We start from the raw sequence: 19,265 nt of genomic DNA, 5'->3' as shown, positions 1-19,265 counted from the left end.
CGGTCGAGGACCGGTGAGAAGCGCGCGAAGTCCCTCGAGACGAGCGAATCCAGGGGGATGGCGATGGGGCGGCACAGCAAATCCAGCCATGCGCCGCGGCACGCGGCGGTAACCGGCGCGGGCGCGGCCAACTACGTCGGCCGAATCGGCGCACTGGCGCTGGCACTGGGCATCGGCGCGGCCGTCGCCGGTGGAGCCGGAGTCGCCCATGCCGAGGGGACCACCGGCACCGACGGTCCCAAGAGCGGCAGCAGCTCGCAGTCGTCGACCAAGTCGTCCGAGACGACCAAGACGGTCAAGGGCGCAGGCGCTGACGAGGCAGCCTCCGGCGGCACCGCCGTGGCCGACTCGCCCGAATCTCCCGGTGCCGAGTCGACCCGGCCATCCACCCGCAAGCCGGGCTCCGGGAACGGCCGGGCGACCAAGCATTCGTCCCCCTCGGCGACCGCCGCTCAGCCCGCCGCCGACGACGTCACCGCCCCTGCCAAGGAGGCGCCGACCACGACCGCGGTCACCGGTTCACCCGCAGCGTCCAAGAGCACCTCGACGACGCGCACCGGCGGCGCGCCGGTAGCTCCGGGACAGGTCGTGCTCGGGGCGCTGCAGCTGATTCGACGGGAGATCGAAGGCGCCACCGCCCTCGCCAAACCCGCCGCCGCGGTGACCACCGTTCAGCCGAACGCCGCCGCACCCGTCGCGGCGCCGGACGCGCCGCGCCCCACCGACGTCGCGCACACCGTGTACGGCGACATCGGGACCTGGCTGCTCCAACCCAACGGGAAGATCGCCAACTACGGCGGCGTTCGGCACGGCGGCAAGACGGTTCTCGAACCCGTCAACGTCATCATCCTCGACCCGACGTCGACGAGCTCCGCGGAATCCGCGGCCCGGCTCGACGCCGCGATGACCCGAGCCGGATTCCCCGCCCAACCAATTCACAGCACCGGCTTCTCCGGAATCATCAACGGCGCCAGCTACGGACAGCAGCCCACCGGCTTCCTCCAGGCGTTCTCCGACAACTTCTTCCTGTTCCCCAACGACCACGGCCGGATGTTCGGGGCCGCCCCCGCGGCCAACGGCGCGGGTTACGTGTGGTCGGGCGCGTTCAGCACCGAACAGCTCAACCCCGCCAACCCCTTCACCCACGAGTACGTCTCGTCCGAGACCGCTCGCGCGGCACTGGCCCGTCGGCTCGTCGCCAGCGGCGCCGCGACCGTGGTCGGCGTCGTCCCCCTCGGCAACGCCTACGACGACGGCACCCTCACGACCGGCGATCACGACGGCTATGCCGTTGTCCTGCAACTGACTCCGGGCGTGGTGGCGGTGCTGCCGAGGGGCGGTGTGCTGGGTTCCGCGTGCGGACACGTCGACGATCTGCCCGGCCCCGTGGGTCGGCAGCTCGCCACGGGCGTATGCGTCGTCGCGGCGCAGGTGTCCACCGCCCTCGGGTTGCGCTCGGTCATCTGAGAGGGTCCATCTCGGCGTTACCCCGCTCGCACCGGCCCGATTGGCCATAATGGCGCTGCGGACGGCTCGCGTCCGCCGGACTGGGGGACACTGCCCGTGATCTGGCTGCTACAGATGCCCGCCCCGCTACTCGGGTTCCTTGCCGTGGCCGTCGTGGTCGGGTTGTCGGTCGGTGGGCTCCTCGTCTTCCGAAAGCTGGTGTCGCACACCAGGCTCGAGAGCGCGAATCTGGTGTCCTCGCAAGTCTTCCAACTGGCCGGCGTCTTGTACGCGGTACTGGTGGCGTTCCTGGTGGTCGTGGTGTGGGAACAGTTCGGTGACGCCGAGGACGCCACCCAGGCGGAGGCAAGTGCCATCGCCGAGCTGCTGAGGGACTCCGTCGCGATACCACCCACGGACCGGGCGGAGGTTCAGCGGAGCCTCATTGCCTACACCAAGGACGTGATCGACGACGAACTACCGCGGATGCGACGTGGGGAGACCATCGAGGAGGAATCCGGCCCGATGACCGACGTCTGGTCGGCCTACCTGAGCGTTCAACCGCAGAGCCGCAACGAGATTGCGTTCTTCGACCACGACATCGTCAAGTTGAACGACCTGAGCGCCAACCGCAAGATGCGGGTCACGGCCGGCGACGCGGCGGTTCCCGGTGAACTCTGGGTGTTGTTGGTCGGCGGTGGCGCCGTGGTCATGGCGTTCACGTTCCTCTTCGGCACCCGCGACCTCGTCGTGCACGCCTGCGCGGTCGGCTTGACCGCTGGCCTGATGGGTTTCGTGATCTACCTGATCTTCGCGCTCGAGCATCCGTTCGTCGGCGCCCTGTCGGTCCCACCCGACCCGTACGTCAACGTGCTTCAGACGTGGGAACATCAGCGGCCCAACCCCTGACGGGGAGGATCACCCGCCGAACGTCGACACCCCCGCCGGCGTCACCTCGAAGCCGTTGACCGCCCCGGCCAACGTCCCCGTGCACGCCACGCCCCCGGGCAGCGCCATGCACACCGACCCGATTCCGTGCACGCGGTACCCGACCGGCAGCTGCTTCACCGGGCCGGGATAGGCGGGTGTCTTGAACTTCGGTGCGTCGGTACGGCGGATCCCCGCGGCGCCCGGCAGTTGCGCGAACACCTCGTTCTCCCCGCCGGTGACACCCGGTAGCGGTCCGTCGCAGCCGATTTCGCCACCGCTGAAGACGACGATCGAACAGGTGAGACCGCCCTCGACGGTGAAGACCGGAAAGAGGTTCTTCGCGCCCTGGCCGACGATGTAGGTCTCGTCGCCCACGACGAAGTCGTTCGGGTCCGGGAAGCCCGGCGGCAGCCCGTCGGTCTTGGGTCCGACGCCGGTTCCGTTGGGAGACAACACCATCCACTGCGACGCCGGCTGGCCCTTGACGCACGCGGTGAACGACCCGGCGCCGACGGCGCACGAGAAGTCCCCGAAGACGATCTTCTGGCCCTCGCGCAGCAGCGGGGCGGCATTTCCGGTCGACTTCACGAAGCGATGGTTGGCGGTCGCGAGCAGACCCCGGGTGCTGGCATCGGGACTCAGGGCGATCTCGTTGACCTCGGCGGGCGTGCCGGGCAGCCGTCCGTCGCACCCCGCGGCGCCGCGGGCCGGCTGAATCGCACAGAGCAGCCCGTCAGGGGTTTGGAAGTACACCTCGTTGCCCATCACGAATGGGTACGTCGACACCGTCGCATAACCACTCAGATCGGGCATTGCCTGCGTTTCGGCACCGGCGGGAGCGGTGGACGACGCCAGGACGCCGACCAGGACGGTGATAAGGATCAGTAACGGACGCATTACCTGCAATGTAGGCGAATCCGACCCGGCGCCCCAAAATTCGCGTAGTCCTACTCATCCACCGCAGCCGTTTGCCCGGCATGCTGGGAACATGGCACAGACCAGGTCGACCACCGGCGCACCCACGGTCGCCGACGACTCCGCACCCGTCCGAGACCGCGCAGTCGACGTCGCCCGGCTGGGCGCTCTCGTCGTGGTGATGTTCGGACACTGCGCGCTCCTGCTCGCCACCATCGGCCCCGGCGGCCTGCGGATCGGCAATCTGCTTGGTGAGCTGCCCGTGATCGCCCCGATCACGTGGATCGTGCAGGTCATGCCGCTGTTCTTCTTGGCAGGCGGTGCCGCGGGCGCCTACGGCTGGCGGCCGGGAACGGCGTGGGGCACCTGGCTGTTCACCCGAAGCCAGCGACTATGCCGCCCGGTGTTCTGGTATCTCGCGGCATGGGTGCTCGGACTGCTGGTGACCCGGCTGGTGCTCGGAGCCGAGTCCGCGGCGGGACTGGGGCGCGAATCCGTCGCCCTGCTGTGGTTTCTCGGCGTGTACCTGGTGGTGCTCGCGTTCGTCCCCGCCATGACCCGACTGCGGTCCGGGCGCGCGATCGCCCTCGTCGTCGTCGCCCTTCTCGCCGCCTCGGCGGGGACGGACGCGATCCGGCTCGCCGTCTGCGCTCCCGAAGCCGGGGTGGCCAACTTCCTGTTCGTCTGGCTGATCCCGGTGGTGATCGGCGTGGCCTACGCGCGCAACCTGGTCAACCCACGGGCCGCGCTCGCCGCTGCGGTCGTCGCATTCGCCGCCGCGATCACAGCCGTCGCCCTCGGACCGTACGAGGTGTCCCTGGTCGTGACGGGCGCCGAGCGGCTCTCCAACGTGTCGCCGCCCACGCTGCTGCTCGCACTGCACTGCACCTGGATGTCGTGCGTGTTCGTGCTCGCCGCTGGCGCCATCCGCCGCTGGGCCGCACGGCCGAGGGTCTGGCGCGCCGTCGCCCTCGGCAACGGAGGAGCGATGACGCTCTACCTCTGGCACATTCCCGCGATCGCCGTGGCCACCTTCACGCTGCACGCGGTCGGCGTCGATGCCTACGACGTGCACGAACCGGGTTTCTGGGGCCGCCTCGCGCTGCGGGCCGCCGTCTTCGCGGTGGTCATGGCACTGACGTTCGCCTTGCTGTCGCCCTTGGAGCATCGCCGGCTTCCCTGGTGGGACGCCTCGGCTCGGGCGACCGGCATCCGATCGGCGGCCGCTGGCGTACTGGTGTGCGTGGCGGGCGTCGCCCTGCTGCTGATGGCCAAGGACGGCCTCGCCGGCGTCGACGGCTGGTCGGCACTCGGAGCGTTCGTCGCGGCGACGGCAGCCGCCAGGACCTGCGCGGTCGTCAGAACCGCAGACTCGAAAACATGACTCCTTGGGGGTCACACCGCCGACGGACGGCGGACAGGCGTGGCAGGTTCGGCCCGAAGTAGCGCACCGCGGGGGTCGACGGCTCGAGGTAGTTGACGTATCCGCCGGCCGAGTGTGCGCCCAGCGCTGCGTGCGCCGCGGTCAGCCAGCGGTCCGCCGCGTCGGTGAGCTCAGGGGTGGGTGTTTCGACGTACCACTGCACGTTCGCCGCGTGGCGCCGCCAGGGAAACGCGGTGGCGGCCGGGTCGACGTCGCCGATCGCCCCGTCGAGCGACTCGACGACCGCCGTCGCCGCGCCGCCAGCCCGCGGCCACGCGGAGGTCGCCGCGACGATCGACTCAGCCGCCGCCGGTGTCATCCGCGCCACGACGTCTGAGCCCGCGACGAACGCCCGCGGTCGCACCGCGTCGGGTCCGCCGCCGAAGTACGCGACGACGCCCAGGTGGTCGAACGTCCGGATGGTCTGGCCGACGGTGGGCACTCCGATCGCCGCCAGAACGCCTGCGGCCCGAGCAGGTCCGTCACCGGCCGGCGTGGCCAGCACCACCGAGCAGCGTCCACGTCCCGGGCCGACCGTGAGGTTCACCATGCCCCACACCGCCCGGTCCGCCGCCACGAGCCACTCGTGCCAGCCGACGAGCACCCGTGCGGCGGCGTCCTCTCCGAAGACCAGCGTGACGACGTCGCGGCCGGTGGTCGGGAACGTGTCGAAGGTGAACGACGTCACGATGCCGTTGTTGGCGCCGCCGCCGCGCAGAGCCCAGAACAGGTCGGCATCGTCGCCCGGCGAGGCGGTGACCGTCTCGCCGTCGGGCAGGACGACCGTCGCGGAGACGAGTGCGTCACACGTCAGCCCGTACCGGCGGGCATCGGCGCCGAGCCCGCCACCCAACGTCAACCCGGCAACACCGACAGACGGGCAGCTACCGGTGGGAATGGACCTACCAAAGGCGTTGAGCGCGTTTTGAATCGAGCTGATGTCCGCCGCGGGGGACACCGTCGCCCGTCCGGTGCCGTCGTCGAAGGTGACCCCGCCGGGAAGGCGGCGTAGGTCGACCACCAGCGTGGCGTCCGCCGCCGACGCGCCCACGTAGGAGTGCCCGCCGCTTCGGGCGGTGACCGCGACGCCGCTGGACGAGGCGAACCGCAGGGCGGCGCGAACGTCCTCGACCGAGGTGACCGTGACGACGGCGGCCGGCGTCGACCCGGCGAAGCGGGTGTTGAACACGGTCTTGGCGGCCGGGTAACCCCCGTCGCCACGGAGGACGACCGTCCCGTCGACCGCGGCGGCCAGCTTGGTCCAGTCCGGTGCCGAGTGCCCCGGCTCGGCTGGTGTCGTCGCGGGCCCGGGCGGCGTCGGCGCTCCGCAGGCCCCCAGGACGGCCGTCGCCACCGCGCCGAGCGCGCCGCGGACGAAGACCTGCCGGGGGAGTTCTCTGGTCATGGCCTGCTGATTTGACCACACGGGCGTTGCCCACCGGGCTCCGTCGGGGGCATTGGGTAGGGTCTCGGCGTGACTCCGAGCCCTACCGTCAAGTCCGTAAATGCCCGCCTTGCTGACGAACTGGCCGTCCGCGAAGCCCAAGTGGCCGCGACCGTCCGATTGCTCGACGAGGGCGCGACGGTGCCGTTCATCGCCCGCTACCGCAAGGAGATCACCGGCAGCCTCGACGACGGGCAGCTTCGCCTACTGGAGGAGCGTCTCGGCTACCTGCGCGAGCTCGACGCTCGCCGCACGGCGGTGATCGCCTCCATCTCCGAACAGGGCAAGCTCACCGACGAGCTGCGCACGGCGCTGCTGACGGCGGACACCAAGTCACGGGTCGAGGACATCTATCTGCCGTACAAGCCCAAGCGCAGGACGAAGGCGCAAATCGCCCGCGAAGCGGGACTGGAACCGCTGGCCGACCGGTTGCTGGCGGATCCGACGCTGGTGCCGGAGGCCGCGGCCGCCGACTTCCTCGGTGAGGACGTCGCCGATGCCGCGGCCGCACTCGACGGGGCGCGGCACATCATCATCGAGCGCGCCGCCGAGGACGCCGAACTCGTCGGTGCCGTCCGCGCGAAGTTCTGGGCCGACGGCACTCTTCGCACGTCGCTCTCATCGTCCGATGCTGCCAAAAACCCTGCTGCACAGAAGTTTCGAGATTACTTCGAATTCTCCGAACCGCTGGAGAAGATGCCGTCGCATCGCGTGTTGGCCGTCATGCGTGGTGAGAAGGAGCAGGTGCTCTCACTCAACCTCGACGGTGGCGACGACGACGTCTATCACGCGATGGTCGCCCAGACCCTTGGCGTAGACCTGACCGCGAAGACCCCCGCGACGCCGTGGTTGGCGACGACGGTGAAGCTGGCCTGGCGGGTCAAGCTCATGGTGTCCGCGGCGGTGGACGCGCGGATCAAGCTCAAGCAGCGGGCCGAGTTGGACGCGGTGTCGGTGTTCGCCAAGAACCTCAAGGATCTGCTACTCGCGGCGCCGGCGGGCACCCGCACGACACTCGGACTCGACCCCGGCTTCCGCACCGGCGTCAAGGTCGCCGTGGTAGACGCCACCGGCAAGGTGCTCGACCACTGCGCGATCTTCCCGCACCAGCCGCAGCAGAAGTGGGACGAGTCCAAGGCGATGCTCGGTGCGCTGATCGCTCGTCACGGCGTGGACCTGATTGCCATCGGCAACGGGACGGCGTCGCGCGAAACCGACGCGCTGGCAAGCGAACTCATCGCCGACATCACGACCTCCGGGGCGAAGGCGCCGGCGAAGGCCATGGTCAGCGAGGCCGGTGCGTCGGTGTACTCGGCGTCGGCGTATGCCGCGCACGAACTTCCGGATCTCGACGTCACCATCCGCGGTGCGGTGTCGATCGCGCGGCGACTGCAGGATCCGCTGGCCGAGTTGGTGAAGATCGATCCGAAGTCGATCGGCGTCGGTCAGTACCAGCACGACATCACGCCGGGCACGCTGGCGCGCAGTCTCGACGCGGTGGTCGAAGACGCGGTGAACGCCGTCGGCGTCGACCTGAATACGGCGTCGGTGCCGCTGTTGGCGCGGGTCTCCGGGGTGACGGACACCATGGCCGAGGCGATCGTCGCCCACCGCGAGTCGACGGGTCCGTTCCGCAACCGCAAGGCGCTGCTGAAGGTTCCGCGCCTGGGCCCCAAGGCATTCGAGCAGTGTGCCGGCTTCCTGCGGATCAACGGCGGTGACGATCCGCTGGACGGGTCCGGTGTGCACCCGGAGTCCTATCCCGTGGTCCGGCGCATTCTGGACCGTGCCGGGGTGACGCTCGCCGAGCTCATCGGTGACGAGCGGTCGCTGCGCTCGCTGAAGCCCGCCGAGTTCGCCGACGAGCGCTTCGGCATTCCGACGGTGACCGACATCCTCGCCGAATTGGAGAAGCCGGGCCGCGATCCGCGGCCGGCGTTCTCGACGGCCACGTTCGCCGCGGGCGTTGAGAAGGTGGCCGATCTGAAGCCGGGAATGGTCCTCGAAGGCGTCGTCACCAACGTGGCCGCGTTCGGCGCCTTCGTCGACGTCGGCGTACATCAGGACGGTCTGGTGCACGTCTCGGCGATGTCCGACCGATACGTCTCCGACCCCCACGAGGTGGTGAAGTCGGGTCAGGTGGTGAAGGTGAAGGTTCTCGAGGTCGACGTGGACCGGCAGCGGATCGGGCTGACCCTTCGCCTCAACGACACCCCACAGCAACGCGGCGGACAGCAGGTTGGCGGCCAGGGTCGGGCACCCGGGCAGCAGCAGCCCCGGGGCGATCGGCCAAAGTCGAACCGACCCAAGGATTCCGGCCGGCGCGAGTCGGCGCTGCCCTCGGGATCGATGGCCGAGGCGCTGCGGAACGCGGGCTTCGGGCGCTAGCCAAACCGCCGACGGGTGCCGGCGGGAGGCTCTAGGCTCCCGTCATGTCGATCGATCGCGCCGCACTCGTCGTAGGTGGCATCCGGCTCGCCTCGGGTCTGTCGTTCCTCGTCGACCCCGTCCGCGCCAACCGGTGGTGGGGCGACCCTGAGGAACCCGTGGGCGGGGCGCGCCTCCTGCTGTCCTCGATGGGCTACCGCGACGCCCTCATCGGCGGACTGCTGGCCGCGGCCGCTATCCGCGGGCGCGACACCAGGGGCTGGTTCCTCGCCTCTGGCGGCGCCGACGCCGCGGATCTCCTCGGAGGTCTCAAGGCCCACCACCAGATGCGGCGGTCCCAGCAGGTCATCGGGCTCGGGGGAGCGGTGGTGGGGATCGGCGTCGGACTGTGGGGCGCGACGCGGCGGTCCGTCTCCGCGCCGTCTACTGTCGAACCATGCGCATAGCCATCCTCGGCCTCGGTGTCGTCGTCACGTGTTTCGGCGTGCTGTGGGCCCTTCAGGGCTTCGGCGTCGTCGGCGGAAGCCCGATGTCGAACACCACCACGTGGTCGGTCATCGGTCCGATCGTGGCCGTGATCGGCATCGCGATCGCCGGCTTTGGCGCGCGGAGGCGAAAGTAGCTCGCGCTCAGGGCAATCGAAGCTCGGCGGTGAACTGAGCCAGGTCGGTCAGTGCCCGCTCGAGCCGATCGGTCACGAAAGTCGGGCCAAGGGGGACGTCGGGATCACCGGCGGCCACGTCCGTGCAGGCGTTGACGATCGTGGTCGCGAAGAGCGAGACCGCCAAGGCGAGGCGCTTGTCGTCGGGCGCGACGCCCATGCGATCGGCCAGGATTGCCATCGCAGCAGGGCTTCGATAGTCGACGGTCGCGTGGCGAAGGCTCTCCGAGGACGCGACGATCTGCAGGATTACGACGATGCGTTCGGCCGTCAGGCCGGCGACGGGGCGCCGTTCGGCGATCCTGGTGAGCACGGCCACGTGCGCCGCCCGCAGGGACTCCATCGGGCCGAGATCCGACGGTTGGGTCTGCAGTTCGTCGGTGATCGCCCCGGCGAGGTCGTCGATGACGGCGATGAACACCGCGTCCTTCGACGCAAAGTACCGGCTGAACGTGCGGGTCGAAACCTCGACGGCCTCGGCGATCTGCTCGACGGTGGTGGCCTCGTACCCGTGCGCGAGACACGAGTCGACCGCCGCGTCGACCAACAGGCGGCGGGTACGAGCCTTCTTGCGTTCACGTAGCCCTGGCAACGGTGTGACCGGGGATGTGCCCACGGGTCCGAGCGTACCGGCCACGCCAGGCGGGCCTAGATGGCCGTTGGGCCCATGTCGGGGGCGGGTGGCAGTTCCGGTCCCGGCGGCGGCACCTCGGGACCGGGCGGGGGAGGCGGCAGTTCGTTGGGCATGCCGTCCACCGGAGGGATGTCGGCGGGCCCAGGGGCGGGCGGCGGCGGTGCGAGCGGATCCAGTGGCGGTGGGGCCAGGGGGTCTTGAGCGGGCTGATCCTGTGCGACCGGGAGGTACATGTGCTTGGTGAACTGGGGCTGGAAGGCGCCGCCGCCGCCAACCCTTACCCCTCCACCGCTCTCACCCGAGGACACCGGAGTGCCGTCGGGCAGCGTGGCCGCGGTATGACCGGAATTCCAGCCGATGTTGAGGGCTCCCGGCTGGGTGCCGTACTGGAAGCCGCGCGCCAGAAGGGCCTGCTCTTCGTTGCCGGTGTGGAAGCGGTCGCCGTAGATCGGGCGGCCGGTGGCCGCGTTGGCCACCCACGACACGAGTCCCGAGCAATCCGTACCGGACGGTGAATCGCCACCCGTGCGGTACGGCGTCCCCGAAACCTGGTTGACCAGAGTCAACAGGGCTGTGGTCGCAATTGCATCGATCATGACGACGGACGGTAGCAACGCAATTTCGGCATCGCCAAAATCTGTGGCGCCCATCACTTCTCGACGTCGGGACCGAAGAGGTCTCAAATGTCGTTGCGGGAGAGCCAATTTCGCGATCCGGCATGCGTCTGAATCGAATTCGCTTCGCGCGCCGCCAACTCTACGAAACGCCATGTCAAAGCGCAAATTACGACTTCGACCGGACTGCGCGACGGGGTCTCGTCCCCGGCACCGTCGCACCGGGCCGCGGGGACGGCACGACGACCCACTGAATCGGTTAAGGGCTCGATGTCGTTCCGTTACTGGGCGTTTGGTGTGAGGGACCGGCCGCTCACCGAAATACGCCCATTCCACCGTCGACCATGATGGTTTGGCCGGTGATGAACCCGCCGTCGTCACCAACCAGAAACGCCACTAGAGCCCCAATGTCCTCGTGCGTACGCCCTACCCGGTGGAGCGGCACCGACCGAAGTGCCCGTTCGAAGTCCTTCGGGGCAATGTCGCGCCAGAACTGGACGCCGGGGGAATCGGCAAAGGGGCAGATCACGTTCACCCTTATGTTGTCGCGGCCCCATTCCAGGGCGGCCGCCTTCGACATGCCCCGGATTGCCTCCTTGGCGGCGCCGTAGGCCGCGAATTGGGACTGGCCGCCGGTGCCCGACCCCGACCCTAGATTGACGATCGCTCCTTCGCCGGCGGCCTTCATCACCGGATGGACGGCCTGCATCAGGAAGAAGGTCGCCCGTGGGCCCACGTCGAACACCAGGTCGTAGTCCTCGGCGGTGATGTCCGCCAACGCCTTTGGCTCGTTGGTGGCAATCGCGTTGTTCACCAACGCGTCGACCTTGCCGAATCTGCCAACCGCCGCGTCGACTATCGCCGTCGGGCTGCTCGGATCCCGCAGGTCTGTCACGAAGAACTCCGAAGACCAACCAGCCGTGGCGAATTCGTCCACGGTCGCGACCAACGCATCGGTCTTGACGTCAACCAGCAACACCTGAGCGCCGCGTTCCAACAGTGCACCGGCGATGCCCTTGCCAACGCCCTGCGCTGCGCCCGTGACGATCACCGCGCGGCCCGCCAGCGCCTCAGGATGCGAATAGGCGCTCATCGTCGGCCACCCCTCACACGACCGCACATGACGGTGGAAATCGCTGTCGGCGCGGTGAATTCACCGGTTGGTCCCATGGCGTCAACCTACCGCCCGACGTCCCGCGTGGTGGTCGGTTTGCGTCGTGGTCAGGCGGGGGTGCTCGCGCCGGTGTTCACGGCGACGTCCTTGGCCCAGCGGTAGTCGGCCTTGCCTGCGGGGGAGCGCATCACCTTCGGCACCCTGACGAACGCCTTCGGGATCTTGTAGCGCGCGATCGACGTCCGGCACACCTCGACGAGCTCCTCGTCGGTGGCGTCGGCGCCCTCGGCGAACTGCACCACGGCGATCACCTCGCTGCCCCATCGCTCCGACGGGCGGCCCACCACGACCACGTCGTAGACACTCGGGTGTGCGGCGATGGCCCGCTCGACCTCTTCGACGAAGATCTTCTCGCCGCCGGAGTTGATGGTCACCGAGTCCCGACCCAGTAGCTGAATACGCCCGTCGGACAACACGTTTGCCCGGTCGCCAGGCACCGACCAGCGCACCCCGTCGATCGTCGGGAAGGTCTTGGCGGTCTTGGCCTCGTCGCCAAGGTAGCCCAGCGGGATCAGATCCCGACGGGCCAGCCAGCCCTTGCCCTCACCGGGGGCAAGCACCCGGTCGAGGTCGGCCGAGACGACCGCCGTGTCGGACTGCGGGGTGAACGTGGCGGGCTGCACCTCGGCGCCCGCCGTCGTCGCCGTGCTCATCTGGGCACCGGACTCCGACGCGCCGACCGCGTCGAGCAGCATCAGATGCGGCAGCGCCGTCAGGAGGCGCTCGCGCACCGTTGGGGACAGCGGCGCGCCGCCGTTGGTGATGGTGAACAGGCCGGACAGGTCGTAGTCACCGGCCTCGATCTCGTCGAGCAGCGGGCGGGCGATCGCGTCGCCGACCACCGGCATGCTCAGCACCTTCTCCTCGGCTGCCAGGCGCAGGACCTCGGCGGGCCGCATCCGCTCGACGTCGTCGGGGATCACCACCCGGCCGCCCATGGTGACGGCGTTGAAGGCCGCCCACTGCGCGGCGCCGTGCATGAACGGCGGAATCATCAACATCGACACCGCGCCCGCCGACGCCCTGGCCTTCTCGGCCAGCTCCTCGTGCGAGGCCAGCGGCTGATCGCTGCCCCACGGCCGGCCACCCATCGAGGACAGGAAGATGTCGTGCTGGCGCCACAGCACGCCCTTGGGCATGCCGGTGGTGCCGCCGGTGTAGAGGATGTACAGGTCGTCGCCCGACGGCGTCGGCATCTCCGCGGGGGGCGGTGTGGCGAGGATGGTCTCGTAGTCCACGGCACCGGGGAGCAGCTCGTGGCCGGAGTGGTCGGCGACTTGGATCAGGACCCGAAGATCGGGAAGACGGTCGAGGATCTCGGCCACCCGCGGTGCGAACTCCGCCGGGTAGACAAGGGCTTTCGCCTTCGAGTCGGTGAGCAGGTACAGCAGCTCGTCCTCGACGTAGCGGTAGCTGACGTTGAACGGGGCGACGCGGGACCGGTAGGACCCGATCATCGCCTCGAGGTACTCGTTGCCGTTGCGTAGGTAGATGCCGAGATGGTCCTGGCCGGACTCGTGGCCCTCCAGTCCCGCGCGCTCGGTGTGGCACCCGAGTCCGACCGACGTGAGGTAGTTGGCGAAACCGTCGACCCTGCGGTTCACCTCGCCGTAGGACAACCGTCGGCCGCGCCACACCAGGAACGTCTGATCGGCAATGGCCTCGGCGACGGTGCCGAAGACGTCGGACAGATTGAAGTTAGTCCCGCTATCCATGGGACGACCATACAGGTGAGGTGTATCCGTATGGTCGAAGTCGACGGATCAGCCGGGGAAGAATCCCGCACCCGTCAACGTGCCGGGCTGCCACCCTTGGTCTCCGAGGCACACCATCGGACGACCGTCCGGTGCCTGGGCCGCGCCCTTGGGGCCGTCGCACGGAGCGCCGATGTCCTGCACGCCCTTCAGCGGATACGACGACACCCAGAAGCCCGTGTAGACGGGCGGCCACTGATTGGGGATGTAGTGGCACACCACCGTGGAACCACCGCGGCTCCGCCCGAAGGTGAACAGCTGATAGTTGTCGCACGGCGCACCGAGCGACGCCTGATAGTTCATGCCGGGCACGTCGGTGGCGGACGTGTCGTAGTGGCTGGGATCGTCGGGGAACATCGGACCCGGGTCGGCCGCTGCCGACGGTGCCAGCGCAATGGCGGCCCCGGCGATCGCCGCGGCGACCGTCAGTTCGCGAATCATGATGATGAGCCTCCTGGAACACGGTCGCCTCCGGCGACGCTGCGGGCAAAGCCTAACGGGTGCCGCCCAGGAGGCGCGTCGTTTCGACCGCGCCCGGTCGCCGGCCTATTCGCCGTCGAGGACGCTGACAGCGATGCCGTACGGCAGGAAGCGGACCTTGCGGCCCGGATCGGTGTTGTTCTTGTTGGCGCGCAACGCGTCCAACTCCGTCGGATACACCTCTTCGATGTGGGCGCCGCCCGACGCGTCGACGGTGTAGATCGACCACACGCCGTCGCCCGTCTCACCCGCGGTCTCGGGTTCGTTCCTGGGGCGGGTGCTCCTGGTGAACTCGTCGAGAAGCGTGGACCACCCGGCCTGCCTGCCCATGCGGCCCAGTGCGTCACGCAGGCCGTCGCCGGCTTCGCGCATGACGCGGTCGAGATCCTCGGGGTCGATTCCGAACGGATTCTGGTTCATGACTACTCCTCATCTGCGCCGACACATCTGCCCGACACGAAGTCGACCGCACCACACCAGTGTGCAGGTCCACGGCCAAGATCGCCACGACGCTCACCCGACGGCCATTGGGGTGGTAAGTGAATGGGTATGGTCCCGCCGATCGCCGACATGCTCGCCGCCGTCGAACGCTCGCCGGAGGCCGCAGGCGCCCACGACCGCGACGGCTGGGTCGCGCTGTTCGCCCCCGACGGCCGCATCGAAGATCCCGTCGGCTCGCGACCCCACGTCGGGCGTGCCCAGATCGCCCGCTTCTACGACACGTTCATCGGCCCCCGCGACGTCACGTTCCACCGCGATCGCGACGTGGTCTCCGGCTCCGCCGTCATCCGCGACCTGACCCTCGAGGTGAAGATGGGCACCTCGGTGACGATGACGATCCCCGCCTTCCTGCGCTACGACCTCGACGACTCACTGAACATCGCTCGGCTGCAAGCATTCTGGGAGCTGCCCGCCATGGTGTGGCAGTTCGCCCGCAACGGGGTCGGCGCCCTGCCCGCGGGTCTGCAGCTCTCCGGTGCGCTGCTGCGCAACCAGCGACTGGCCGGCACGGCGGGCTTCCTGGCCGGCTTCCGTGGGGCGACCAGTCGCGGGAAGCGGCACGTGGGCGCGCTGCTCGACGACGCGTGCGCCGGCGACCAGGTTGCCGTCAAACGACGACTGGGCGACGCCCCGCAGCTCACCAGGGGAGACGACGAGCGGATCGGGACCTCCGAGCTGGTCGCCCTGCTGCACGGCGCGCAGTGGGACGGCATGGTCCGCGCCGGGAACGTCACCGTCGCGCGGGCCCGCCGCGACGGGCGGCACCTGGTGGTCTTCGCCGACGTGGCGACCCGGCCGACGCGCATCCGCGGGGTGCGGGTGTTCGCCGACGACCAGTGGACGTGACAAGGTACGAAGATCATGTCTGACTTCCACTCCACTGCGTATGACTCCATGACGTACGAGGAATTCGGCCGCCGGTTCTTCGAGATCGCCGTCACCGAGGAACGCGTCGCCGCGGCTATTGGTCAGATCGCCGGTGAAGAATTCACGATGGGGCCCATGGCCCAGGGGCCAGGCAAGTTCGCCAAGGTCACCGCGAAGGTCAGGGTTCAGGACCCGGCGGTGACGCGGCACCAAGGCGAGCAGCTCACCTTCGACATCCAGATCCCCCTGGAGATCGAGCTGATCATCGACCTGCGCATCGACAAGCCGCGCTTCAAGGTCTTCGGCGAGATCGCCCTGCGGGCCACCGCGGTCGCCGCCCATCCGCTGTCGCTGATCCTCGACGTCGAGAAGCCCCGACCATCCGACATCTCCATCCACATCACGTCGACGACGCTGCGGGCCGAGCTGGTGCGCATCGTCGGTGGCGTCGACGCCGAGATCAAGCGTTTCGTCGCCCAGCACGTGGCAGGCGAAATCGACAGCCCCGAATCGGCGAAGGCCAAGGTCATCGACATCAACAGCCAGATCGACGAGGTGTGGACCGGCGTCTGATTCGGCCGATCACCGCGATTCGCCGTAGTCTTTGGCCGTGAGCACACCCAAGATGACGGCCCGGATCGCACTTCTGACCGGCGGAGCCATCTGTGCCGCCCTGGTGGCCGCCGCTCCCGCCTCAGCCGACCCGACCACCGACTTCATCAACTCCGTGGACAGCGCGGGCATCGGCGCCGTCGACCCCGCGCAGGCGGCCGACCTCGGTCGCTCGGTGTGCCCGATGCTGTCGCAGCCCGGCCAGGACGTGGCGGACGCGGCCTCCCGCGTCGCCGACGCCGGTGGCATGTCGCTGGGACCGGCCACGATGTTCACCGGGCTCGCCATCTCCGCGTTCTGCCCCGGCGCGATGAGTTCGCTGGCCAACGGCGAATCCCCGATCCCACTGGGCCTACTCGGTGGCCTCGGCGGCTTCGGCAACTAGGGCCACCGGCGTCAGCCGAGGGCGCTTCGCGACGCGCCCGTTGCCGCTGGACAACCCCCGCAGGTGCCGCCACACCCACGGCATCAGCAGATTCTGCGTCCACAGGGCCTGCGAGTACATCCGCGACCGGAAATCCGGCCTGACGACCTCGGCCTTCGAGATCGCCCAATCATGGTTGCTGCCAGGCAGATTCAGCGCCTCGGCCGCCGCAGCCGCGAACAGCGCGTGTCCCGCCGGTGAGCCGTGCACGCGATCGGGGCTCCACACGTCGGGGTCACCCATCGACTCCGCCTCGTAGAGGTCGACCAGCCGGAAACCGTGCCGGGCCGCCGCCGCCCGCACCACCGCGTTCATCTGCAGCACCCGCGCACCGAGGAAGCGTCCAACCGGCAGGATCTGCTCGAGGTCGGGAAACGTCGTGGTGACCACCGTGGCACCGGTCTCGGCAAGCCGGTCGTGCAGCAGGTCGACGTCCTCGAGTGCCCTGGCGAAGGACTTTCCCGGCCTGGTGACGTCGTTCATCCCGATGCAGCTGGTGATCAGGTCGGGCCGCATCTCGACGGCCGCAGGCAGCTGGTTGTCGAGCACGTCGCGGATGCGACGCCCGCGTACGGCGAGGTTGGCGTACAGGACGCCGGGGTGCAGTTCCTCGAGCCGGACGGCCAGCCGGTCGGCGAAGCCCGCCACGCCTGCGGTGTCGTCACCGTCCCACAGGCCTTCGGTTTGGCTGTCGCCGAGGGCGACGTATCGCTGATATGACTCGTTCGCCACGAGCGCACTCTAGCCGCGGGCCGGTCCGGCGGGCAGGCCGGTGTGAAAGGCTGAGGTATGCCTGACGCAGCACGCCCGGACACCGTCGCGGGTTTTCTTGACGCACAGCGATTTACACGTGAGCAGGTGTTCGCCGAGCCCAGCCCCGTCCCGAACGCCCCCGGCGCCTACGGGTGGTGGTTCCGTTCCCTGCCCGAAGCGGTCGACGCGACGGGGTGCGAAGTGCGCGACGACCTCACCCTGCTGCACGTTGGAATCAGCCCGACGCCCCCGCCCGCGAGCGGCAAGCGTCCGGTCAGCCAAGACCTGCACAAGAGGATCCGCTACCACTTCGGCGGCGCCCGCGGCAACGCCGACGGTTCGTCGCTGCGCAAGTCGCTCGGGGTGCTGCTCGCCAAGGAGCTGGGCCTCGAGCTGCGTCGCATCGGCTCCGGCAAGCAGATCACCCTCGCCGGCGGCGAGGCCGTCCTCAACCAGTGGATGTCGGACAACACCCTGGTGTCCTGGGTGGTTCGTCCCGAGCCGTGGGTCTTCGAGGAGGAACTGACCACCAACCTCGTCCTGCCATTGAACCTGCAGGGCGACACCGCCTTTCAACAGGAGCTCAAGCGCCTCCGGCGCGAAGCGATGGTCAAGGCCGGCAAGCTCCGCATACTCAAGGAGTGGTAGCTCGATGCCTCGCACTAGCGCCGGCCTCCTGCTGTACCGGCGCGGCGCCGACGGGTACGACGTCCTGATCGGCCACCCGGGTGGCCCGTTCTGGGCCCGCAAGGACGAAGCCGCGTGGTCGATCCCCAAGGGCGAGTACACCGACGACGAGGATCCATGGGTCGCCGCCCAGCGTGAGTTCGTCGAGGAGATCGGCCTTCCCGTTCCCGAGGGGCCGCGCGTGGCGCTGCCGCCGGTCAAGCAGTCCGGAGGAAAGATCGTCACCGCGTTCGCCGTGGCGGCCGACCTGGACGTCACCGACAGCGTCAGCAACACCTTCGAGCTGGAGTGGCCCAAGGGTTCCGGCGCCATCAAGGAGTTCCCCGAGATGGACCGGGTGGCGTGGTTCTCCGTCGCCGACGCCTACGTGAAACTGCTCAAGGGCCAGCGCCCGCTGCTGGACCACCTGCTGGCCCACCTCGACGGCGCCTGACCCGCTACAGGTCGAGGACCAACTCTCCGTCACCAGCCGCACGTGACACGCAGATCAGCATCATCCCGGCGCCCCGCTCGGGGTCGGTGAGCAACGTGTCACGGTGCTCGACGTCCCCGCCGAGCACGCGGACGCGACACGTCCCGCAGAAACCCTGCTGGCACGAGTACGGCGCGTGCACGCCCTCGCGCTTGAGAGCACCCAACAACGTCTCGTCCGCGCCGACCCGGACCGTGGCGCCCGTCGAGGCCACCGACACCGAGAACTCGGTGCCGTCGACGACCGGGGGAGCGGCAAAGCGCTCGAAGTGCAATTCCACGTCGTCGCGTCCCGCCAGCGCCGACCGCAGCGCGGTCAGGACCGGCGCGGGTCCGCACGCGTAGACCGTCGTGCCGCCGGGGCACTCGCCAAGAAGGTCGGCGGGTGTCGGCAGACCGGCCTCGTCGTCGGTGCGGATCTGGATGCGGTCACCGAAGCGGGCCAACTCCTCGAGGAACGGCAGCGTGTCGCGACGGCGGCCGGTGTAGACCATCGACCACTCCACGCCGAGGTTCTCCGCCTGCGCGAGCATCGGAAGGATGGGGGTGATGCCGATGCCGCCTGCGATGAACCGAAACCGTTGGGCCGGTGAGCCGTACCCCGGCACGGTCAACGGGAAGGCGTTGCGCGGACCGCTGGTGGTGATGGTCGCCCCGACGGCCAGGTCGTGCACCTCGAGTGAGCCACCACCGCCAGATGGTATGCGGCGCACGGCGATCCGATAGAAATCGGTGACTCCTGGATCGCCGCACAGCGAGTACTGCCGCACCCGGCCACTGGGCAGGTGCACGTCGACGTGCGCGCCAGGGTGCCAGCGCGGCAATGCACCACCGCCAGGAGCAGCCAGCGTCAACGCGATCACGTCTTGGTCGTGGGCGACGACCAGACGGTCGGTCACGACGAGTGGAAACTCACGGTCGACATCGGGCAGCGGCACTGGATTGCGTACGGCCGCAGACAGATTGAAGAATCCGTTGAGGATGGTGGCCGCGACGCCCAGCGGCACGTCGTGGCGCGATCGGCCCGAGGCGCTCGGCGGCACCTCCCGGAAGCGCGCGAACATCAGAGGTGGGCGGCCCGGGCCGC

The 19,265-nt window shown here is 69.2% G+C and carries 21 protein-coding genes; 11 read left to right on the top strand and 10 right to left on the bottom strand.

Going from position 1 to position 19,265, the window contains the following annotated elements:
* The first annotated feature begins 63 nt into the window (after positions 1–63).
* On the top strand, positions 64–1,467 hold the full coding sequence (locus tag B1790_RS29050) for a hypothetical protein (protein ID WP_142271559.1): 1,404 nt from the start codon (positions 64–66) through the stop codon (positions 1,465–1,467).
* A gap of 96 nt (positions 1,468–1,563) precedes the next feature.
* Entirely contained in the window at positions 1,564–2,355 is a 792-nt protein-coding gene (locus B1790_RS29045) for a DUF4239 domain-containing protein (RefSeq protein WP_079926753.1), read from the top strand.
* 9 nt (positions 2,356–2,364) lie between these two features.
* On the opposite strand, the gene B1790_RS29040 is transcribed toward B1790_RS29045, so the two are convergent.
* Entirely contained in the window at positions 2,365–3,273 is a 909-nt protein-coding gene (locus B1790_RS29040) for a hypothetical protein (RefSeq protein WP_079926752.1), read from the bottom strand.
* Positions 3,274–3,364: 91 nt separating this feature from the next.
* On the opposite strand from B1790_RS29040, the gene B1790_RS29035 reads away from it, so the two are divergent.
* Positions 3,365–4,675 carry an acyltransferase gene (locus tag B1790_RS29035; RefSeq protein ID WP_079926751.1) on the top strand — a complete coding sequence of 437 codons (1,311 nt, stop codon included), beginning with the start codon at positions 3,365–3,367 and terminating at the stop codon, positions 4,673–4,675.
* Here the strand turns inward: B1790_RS29035 and B1790_RS29030 are convergent.
* A complete protein-coding gene (locus B1790_RS29030; RefSeq protein WP_079926750.1) occupies positions 4,650–6,119 on the bottom strand; it encodes an FAD-binding oxidoreductase in 1,470 nt (489 codons plus the stop codon). The genes B1790_RS29035 and B1790_RS29030 overlap by 26 nt on opposite strands.
* A 69-nt stretch (positions 6,120–6,188) precedes the next feature.
* On the opposite strand from B1790_RS29030, the gene B1790_RS29025 reads away from it, so the two are divergent.
* The 3 genes from B1790_RS29025 to B1790_RS29015 are packed head-to-tail and all read left to right on the top strand — an operon-like array spanning position 6,189 to position 9,168.
* The gene (locus tag B1790_RS29025) at positions 6,189–8,546 is read left to right on the top strand and encodes a Tex family protein (RefSeq protein ID WP_079926749.1); all 2,358 of its coding nucleotides are present in this window, start codon (positions 6,189–6,191) and stop codon (positions 8,544–8,546) included.
* A 44-nt stretch (positions 8,547–8,590) separates the two neighbouring features.
* Entirely contained in the window at positions 8,591–8,992 is a 402-nt protein-coding gene (locus B1790_RS29020) for a DUF4267 domain-containing protein (RefSeq protein WP_079926748.1), read from the top strand.
* Entirely contained in the window at positions 8,983–9,168 is a 186-nt protein-coding gene (locus B1790_RS29015; RefSeq protein ID WP_079926747.1) for a hypothetical protein, read from the top strand. The genes B1790_RS29020 and B1790_RS29015 overlap by 10 nt, the downstream gene beginning before the upstream one ends.
* 7 nt (positions 9,169–9,175) lie before the next feature.
* Here B1790_RS29015 and B1790_RS29010 read toward each other — a convergent pair whose 3' ends face one another.
* The 6 genes from B1790_RS29010 to B1790_RS28985 all read right to left on the bottom strand — a co-directional run bounded on the left by B1790_RS29010 (position 9,176) and on the right by B1790_RS28985 (position 14,283).
* Positions 9,176–9,823 carry a TetR/AcrR family transcriptional regulator gene (locus B1790_RS29010; protein WP_158083891.1) on the bottom strand — a complete coding sequence of 216 codons (648 nt, stop codon included), beginning with the start codon at positions 9,821–9,823 and terminating at the stop codon, positions 9,176–9,178.
* Between the two features lie 32 nt (positions 9,824–9,855).
* Positions 9,856–10,437, bottom strand: coding sequence for an NlpC/P60 family protein (locus B1790_RS29005; protein ID WP_079926772.1), 582 nt, complete (start codon positions 10,435–10,437; stop codon positions 9,856–9,858).
* A 331-nt stretch (positions 10,438–10,768) separates the two neighbouring features.
* Entirely contained in the window at positions 10,769–11,548 is a 780-nt protein-coding gene (locus B1790_RS29000; RefSeq protein ID WP_079926745.1) for an SDR family NAD(P)-dependent oxidoreductase, read from the bottom strand.
* A 128-nt stretch (positions 11,549–11,676) separates the two neighbouring features.
* Positions 11,677–13,344, bottom strand: a complete 1,668-nt coding sequence (locus B1790_RS28995; RefSeq protein ID WP_079926744.1) for an acyl-CoA synthetase — start codon at positions 13,342–13,344, stop codon at positions 11,677–11,679.
* Positions 13,345–13,392: 48 nt separating this feature from the next.
* Entirely contained in the window at positions 13,393–13,824 is a 432-nt protein-coding gene (locus B1790_RS28990) for a hypothetical protein (RefSeq protein WP_079926743.1), read from the bottom strand.
* 105 nt (positions 13,825–13,929) lie between these two features.
* Positions 13,930–14,283 (bottom strand): hypothetical protein, encoded by a 354-nt coding sequence (locus B1790_RS28985; protein WP_079926742.1) that lies wholly within the window; start codon positions 14,281–14,283, stop codon positions 13,930–13,932.
* A gap of 129 nt (positions 14,284–14,412) precedes the next feature.
* Here B1790_RS28985 and B1790_RS28980 point away from each other — a divergent pair, with 129 nt between their 5' ends.
* The 3 genes from B1790_RS28980 to B1790_RS28970 are packed head-to-tail and all read left to right on the top strand — an operon-like array spanning position 14,413 to position 16,228.
* Positions 14,413–15,210: a nuclear transport factor 2 family protein gene (locus B1790_RS28980; protein WP_079926741.1), complete on the top strand. Its 798-nt coding sequence runs from the start codon at positions 14,413–14,415 to the stop codon at positions 15,208–15,210.
* Positions 15,211–15,225: 15 nt separating this feature from the next.
* Entirely contained in the window at positions 15,226–15,804 is a 579-nt protein-coding gene (locus B1790_RS28975) for a hypothetical protein (protein ID WP_079926740.1), read from the top strand.
* A 37-nt stretch (positions 15,805–15,841) separates the two neighbouring features.
* Positions 15,842–16,228, top strand: a complete 387-nt coding sequence (locus B1790_RS28970) for a DUF732 domain-containing protein (RefSeq protein ID WP_369832452.1) — start codon at positions 15,842–15,844, stop codon at positions 16,226–16,228.
* On the opposite strand, the gene B1790_RS28965 is transcribed toward B1790_RS28970, so the two are convergent.
* Positions 16,196–16,999, bottom strand: coding sequence for an SGNH/GDSL hydrolase family protein (locus B1790_RS28965; protein WP_079926739.1), 804 nt, complete (start codon positions 16,997–16,999; stop codon positions 16,196–16,198). The two genes, B1790_RS28970 and B1790_RS28965, sit on opposite strands and share 33 nt — an antisense overlap.
* Before the next feature lie 57 nt (positions 17,000–17,056).
* On the opposite strand from B1790_RS28965, the gene B1790_RS28960 reads away from it, so the two are divergent.
* Positions 17,057–17,668 (top strand): GIY-YIG nuclease family protein, encoded by a 612-nt coding sequence (locus B1790_RS28960; protein ID WP_079926738.1) that lies wholly within the window; start codon positions 17,057–17,059, stop codon positions 17,666–17,668.
* Positions 17,669–17,672: 4 nt separating this feature from the next.
* Positions 17,673–18,140 carry an NUDIX domain-containing protein gene (locus B1790_RS28955; RefSeq protein WP_079926737.1) on the top strand — a complete coding sequence of 156 codons (468 nt, stop codon included), beginning with the start codon at positions 17,673–17,675 and terminating at the stop codon, positions 18,138–18,140.
* A 4-nt stretch (positions 18,141–18,144) separates the two neighbouring features.
* Here B1790_RS28955 and B1790_RS28950 read toward each other — a convergent pair whose 3' ends face one another.
* Positions 18,145–19,242 (bottom strand): PDR/VanB family oxidoreductase, encoded by a 1,098-nt coding sequence (locus tag B1790_RS28950; RefSeq protein WP_079926736.1) that lies wholly within the window; start codon positions 19,240–19,242, stop codon positions 18,145–18,147.
* Positions 19,243–19,265 lie beyond the last annotated feature (23 nt).

Origin of the sequence: Mycobacterium sp. AT1, assembly GCF_002043095.1 — a bacterium.
Classification (GTDB): Bacteria; Actinomycetota; Actinomycetes; order Mycobacteriales; family Mycobacteriaceae; genus Mycobacterium.
Note: the sequence above shows the minus strand (reverse complement) of the source record. Positions and strands in the feature narration are given on the sequence as shown.

What these genes read in the sequence shown, in the direction of transcription:
- B1790_RS29050 (WP_142271559.1), top strand. Translation starts at nt 64, where the DNA reads ATGGGGCGGCACAGCAAATCCAGCCATGCGCCGCGGCACGCGGCGGTA.
- B1790_RS29040 (WP_079926752.1), bottom strand. Translation starts at nt 3,273, where the DNA reads ATGCGTCCGTTACTGATCCTTATCACCGTCCTGGTCGGCGTCCTGGCG.
- B1790_RS29035 (WP_079926751.1), top strand. Translation starts at nt 3,365, where the DNA reads ATGGCACAGACCAGGTCGACCACCGGCGCACCCACGGTCGCCGACGAC.
- B1790_RS29030 (WP_079926750.1), bottom strand. Translation starts at nt 6,119, where the DNA reads ATGACCAGAGAACTCCCCCGGCAGGTCTTCGTCCGCGGCGCGCTCGGC.
- B1790_RS29020 (WP_079926748.1), top strand. Translation starts at nt 8,591, where the DNA reads ATGTCGATCGATCGCGCCGCACTCGTCGTAGGTGGCATCCGGCTCGCC.
- B1790_RS29015 (WP_079926747.1), top strand. Translation starts at nt 8,983, where the DNA reads ATGCGCATAGCCATCCTCGGCCTCGGTGTCGTCGTCACGTGTTTCGGC.
- B1790_RS29005 (WP_079926772.1), bottom strand. Translation starts at nt 10,437, where the DNA reads ATGATCGATGCAATTGCGACCACAGCCCTGTTGACTCTGGTCAACCAG.
- B1790_RS29000 (WP_079926745.1), bottom strand. Translation starts at nt 11,548, where the DNA reads ATGAGCGCCTATTCGCATCCTGAGGCGCTGGCGGGCCGCGCGGTGATC.
- B1790_RS28995 (WP_079926744.1), bottom strand. Translation starts at nt 13,344, where the DNA reads ATGGATAGCGGGACTAACTTCAATCTGTCCGACGTCTTCGGCACCGTC.
- B1790_RS28990 (WP_079926743.1), bottom strand. Translation starts at nt 13,824, where the DNA reads ATGATTCGCGAACTGACGGTCGCCGCGGCGATCGCCGGGGCCGCCATT.
- B1790_RS28985 (WP_079926742.1), bottom strand. Translation starts at nt 14,283, where the DNA reads ATGAACCAGAATCCGTTCGGAATCGACCCCGAGGATCTCGACCGCGTC.
- B1790_RS28980 (WP_079926741.1), top strand. Translation starts at nt 14,413, where the DNA reads ATGGTCCCGCCGATCGCCGACATGCTCGCCGCCGTCGAACGCTCGCCG.
- B1790_RS28975 (WP_079926740.1), top strand. Translation starts at nt 15,226, where the DNA reads ATGTCTGACTTCCACTCCACTGCGTATGACTCCATGACGTACGAGGAA.
- B1790_RS28960 (WP_079926738.1), top strand. Translation starts at nt 17,057, where the DNA reads ATGCCTGACGCAGCACGCCCGGACACCGTCGCGGGTTTTCTTGACGCA.
- B1790_RS28955 (WP_079926737.1), top strand. Translation starts at nt 17,673, where the DNA reads ATGCCTCGCACTAGCGCCGGCCTCCTGCTGTACCGGCGCGGCGCCGAC.
- B1790_RS28950 (WP_079926736.1), bottom strand. Translation starts at nt 19,242, where the DNA reads ATGTTCGCGCGCTTCCGGGAGGTGCCGCCGAGCGCCTCGGGCCGATCG.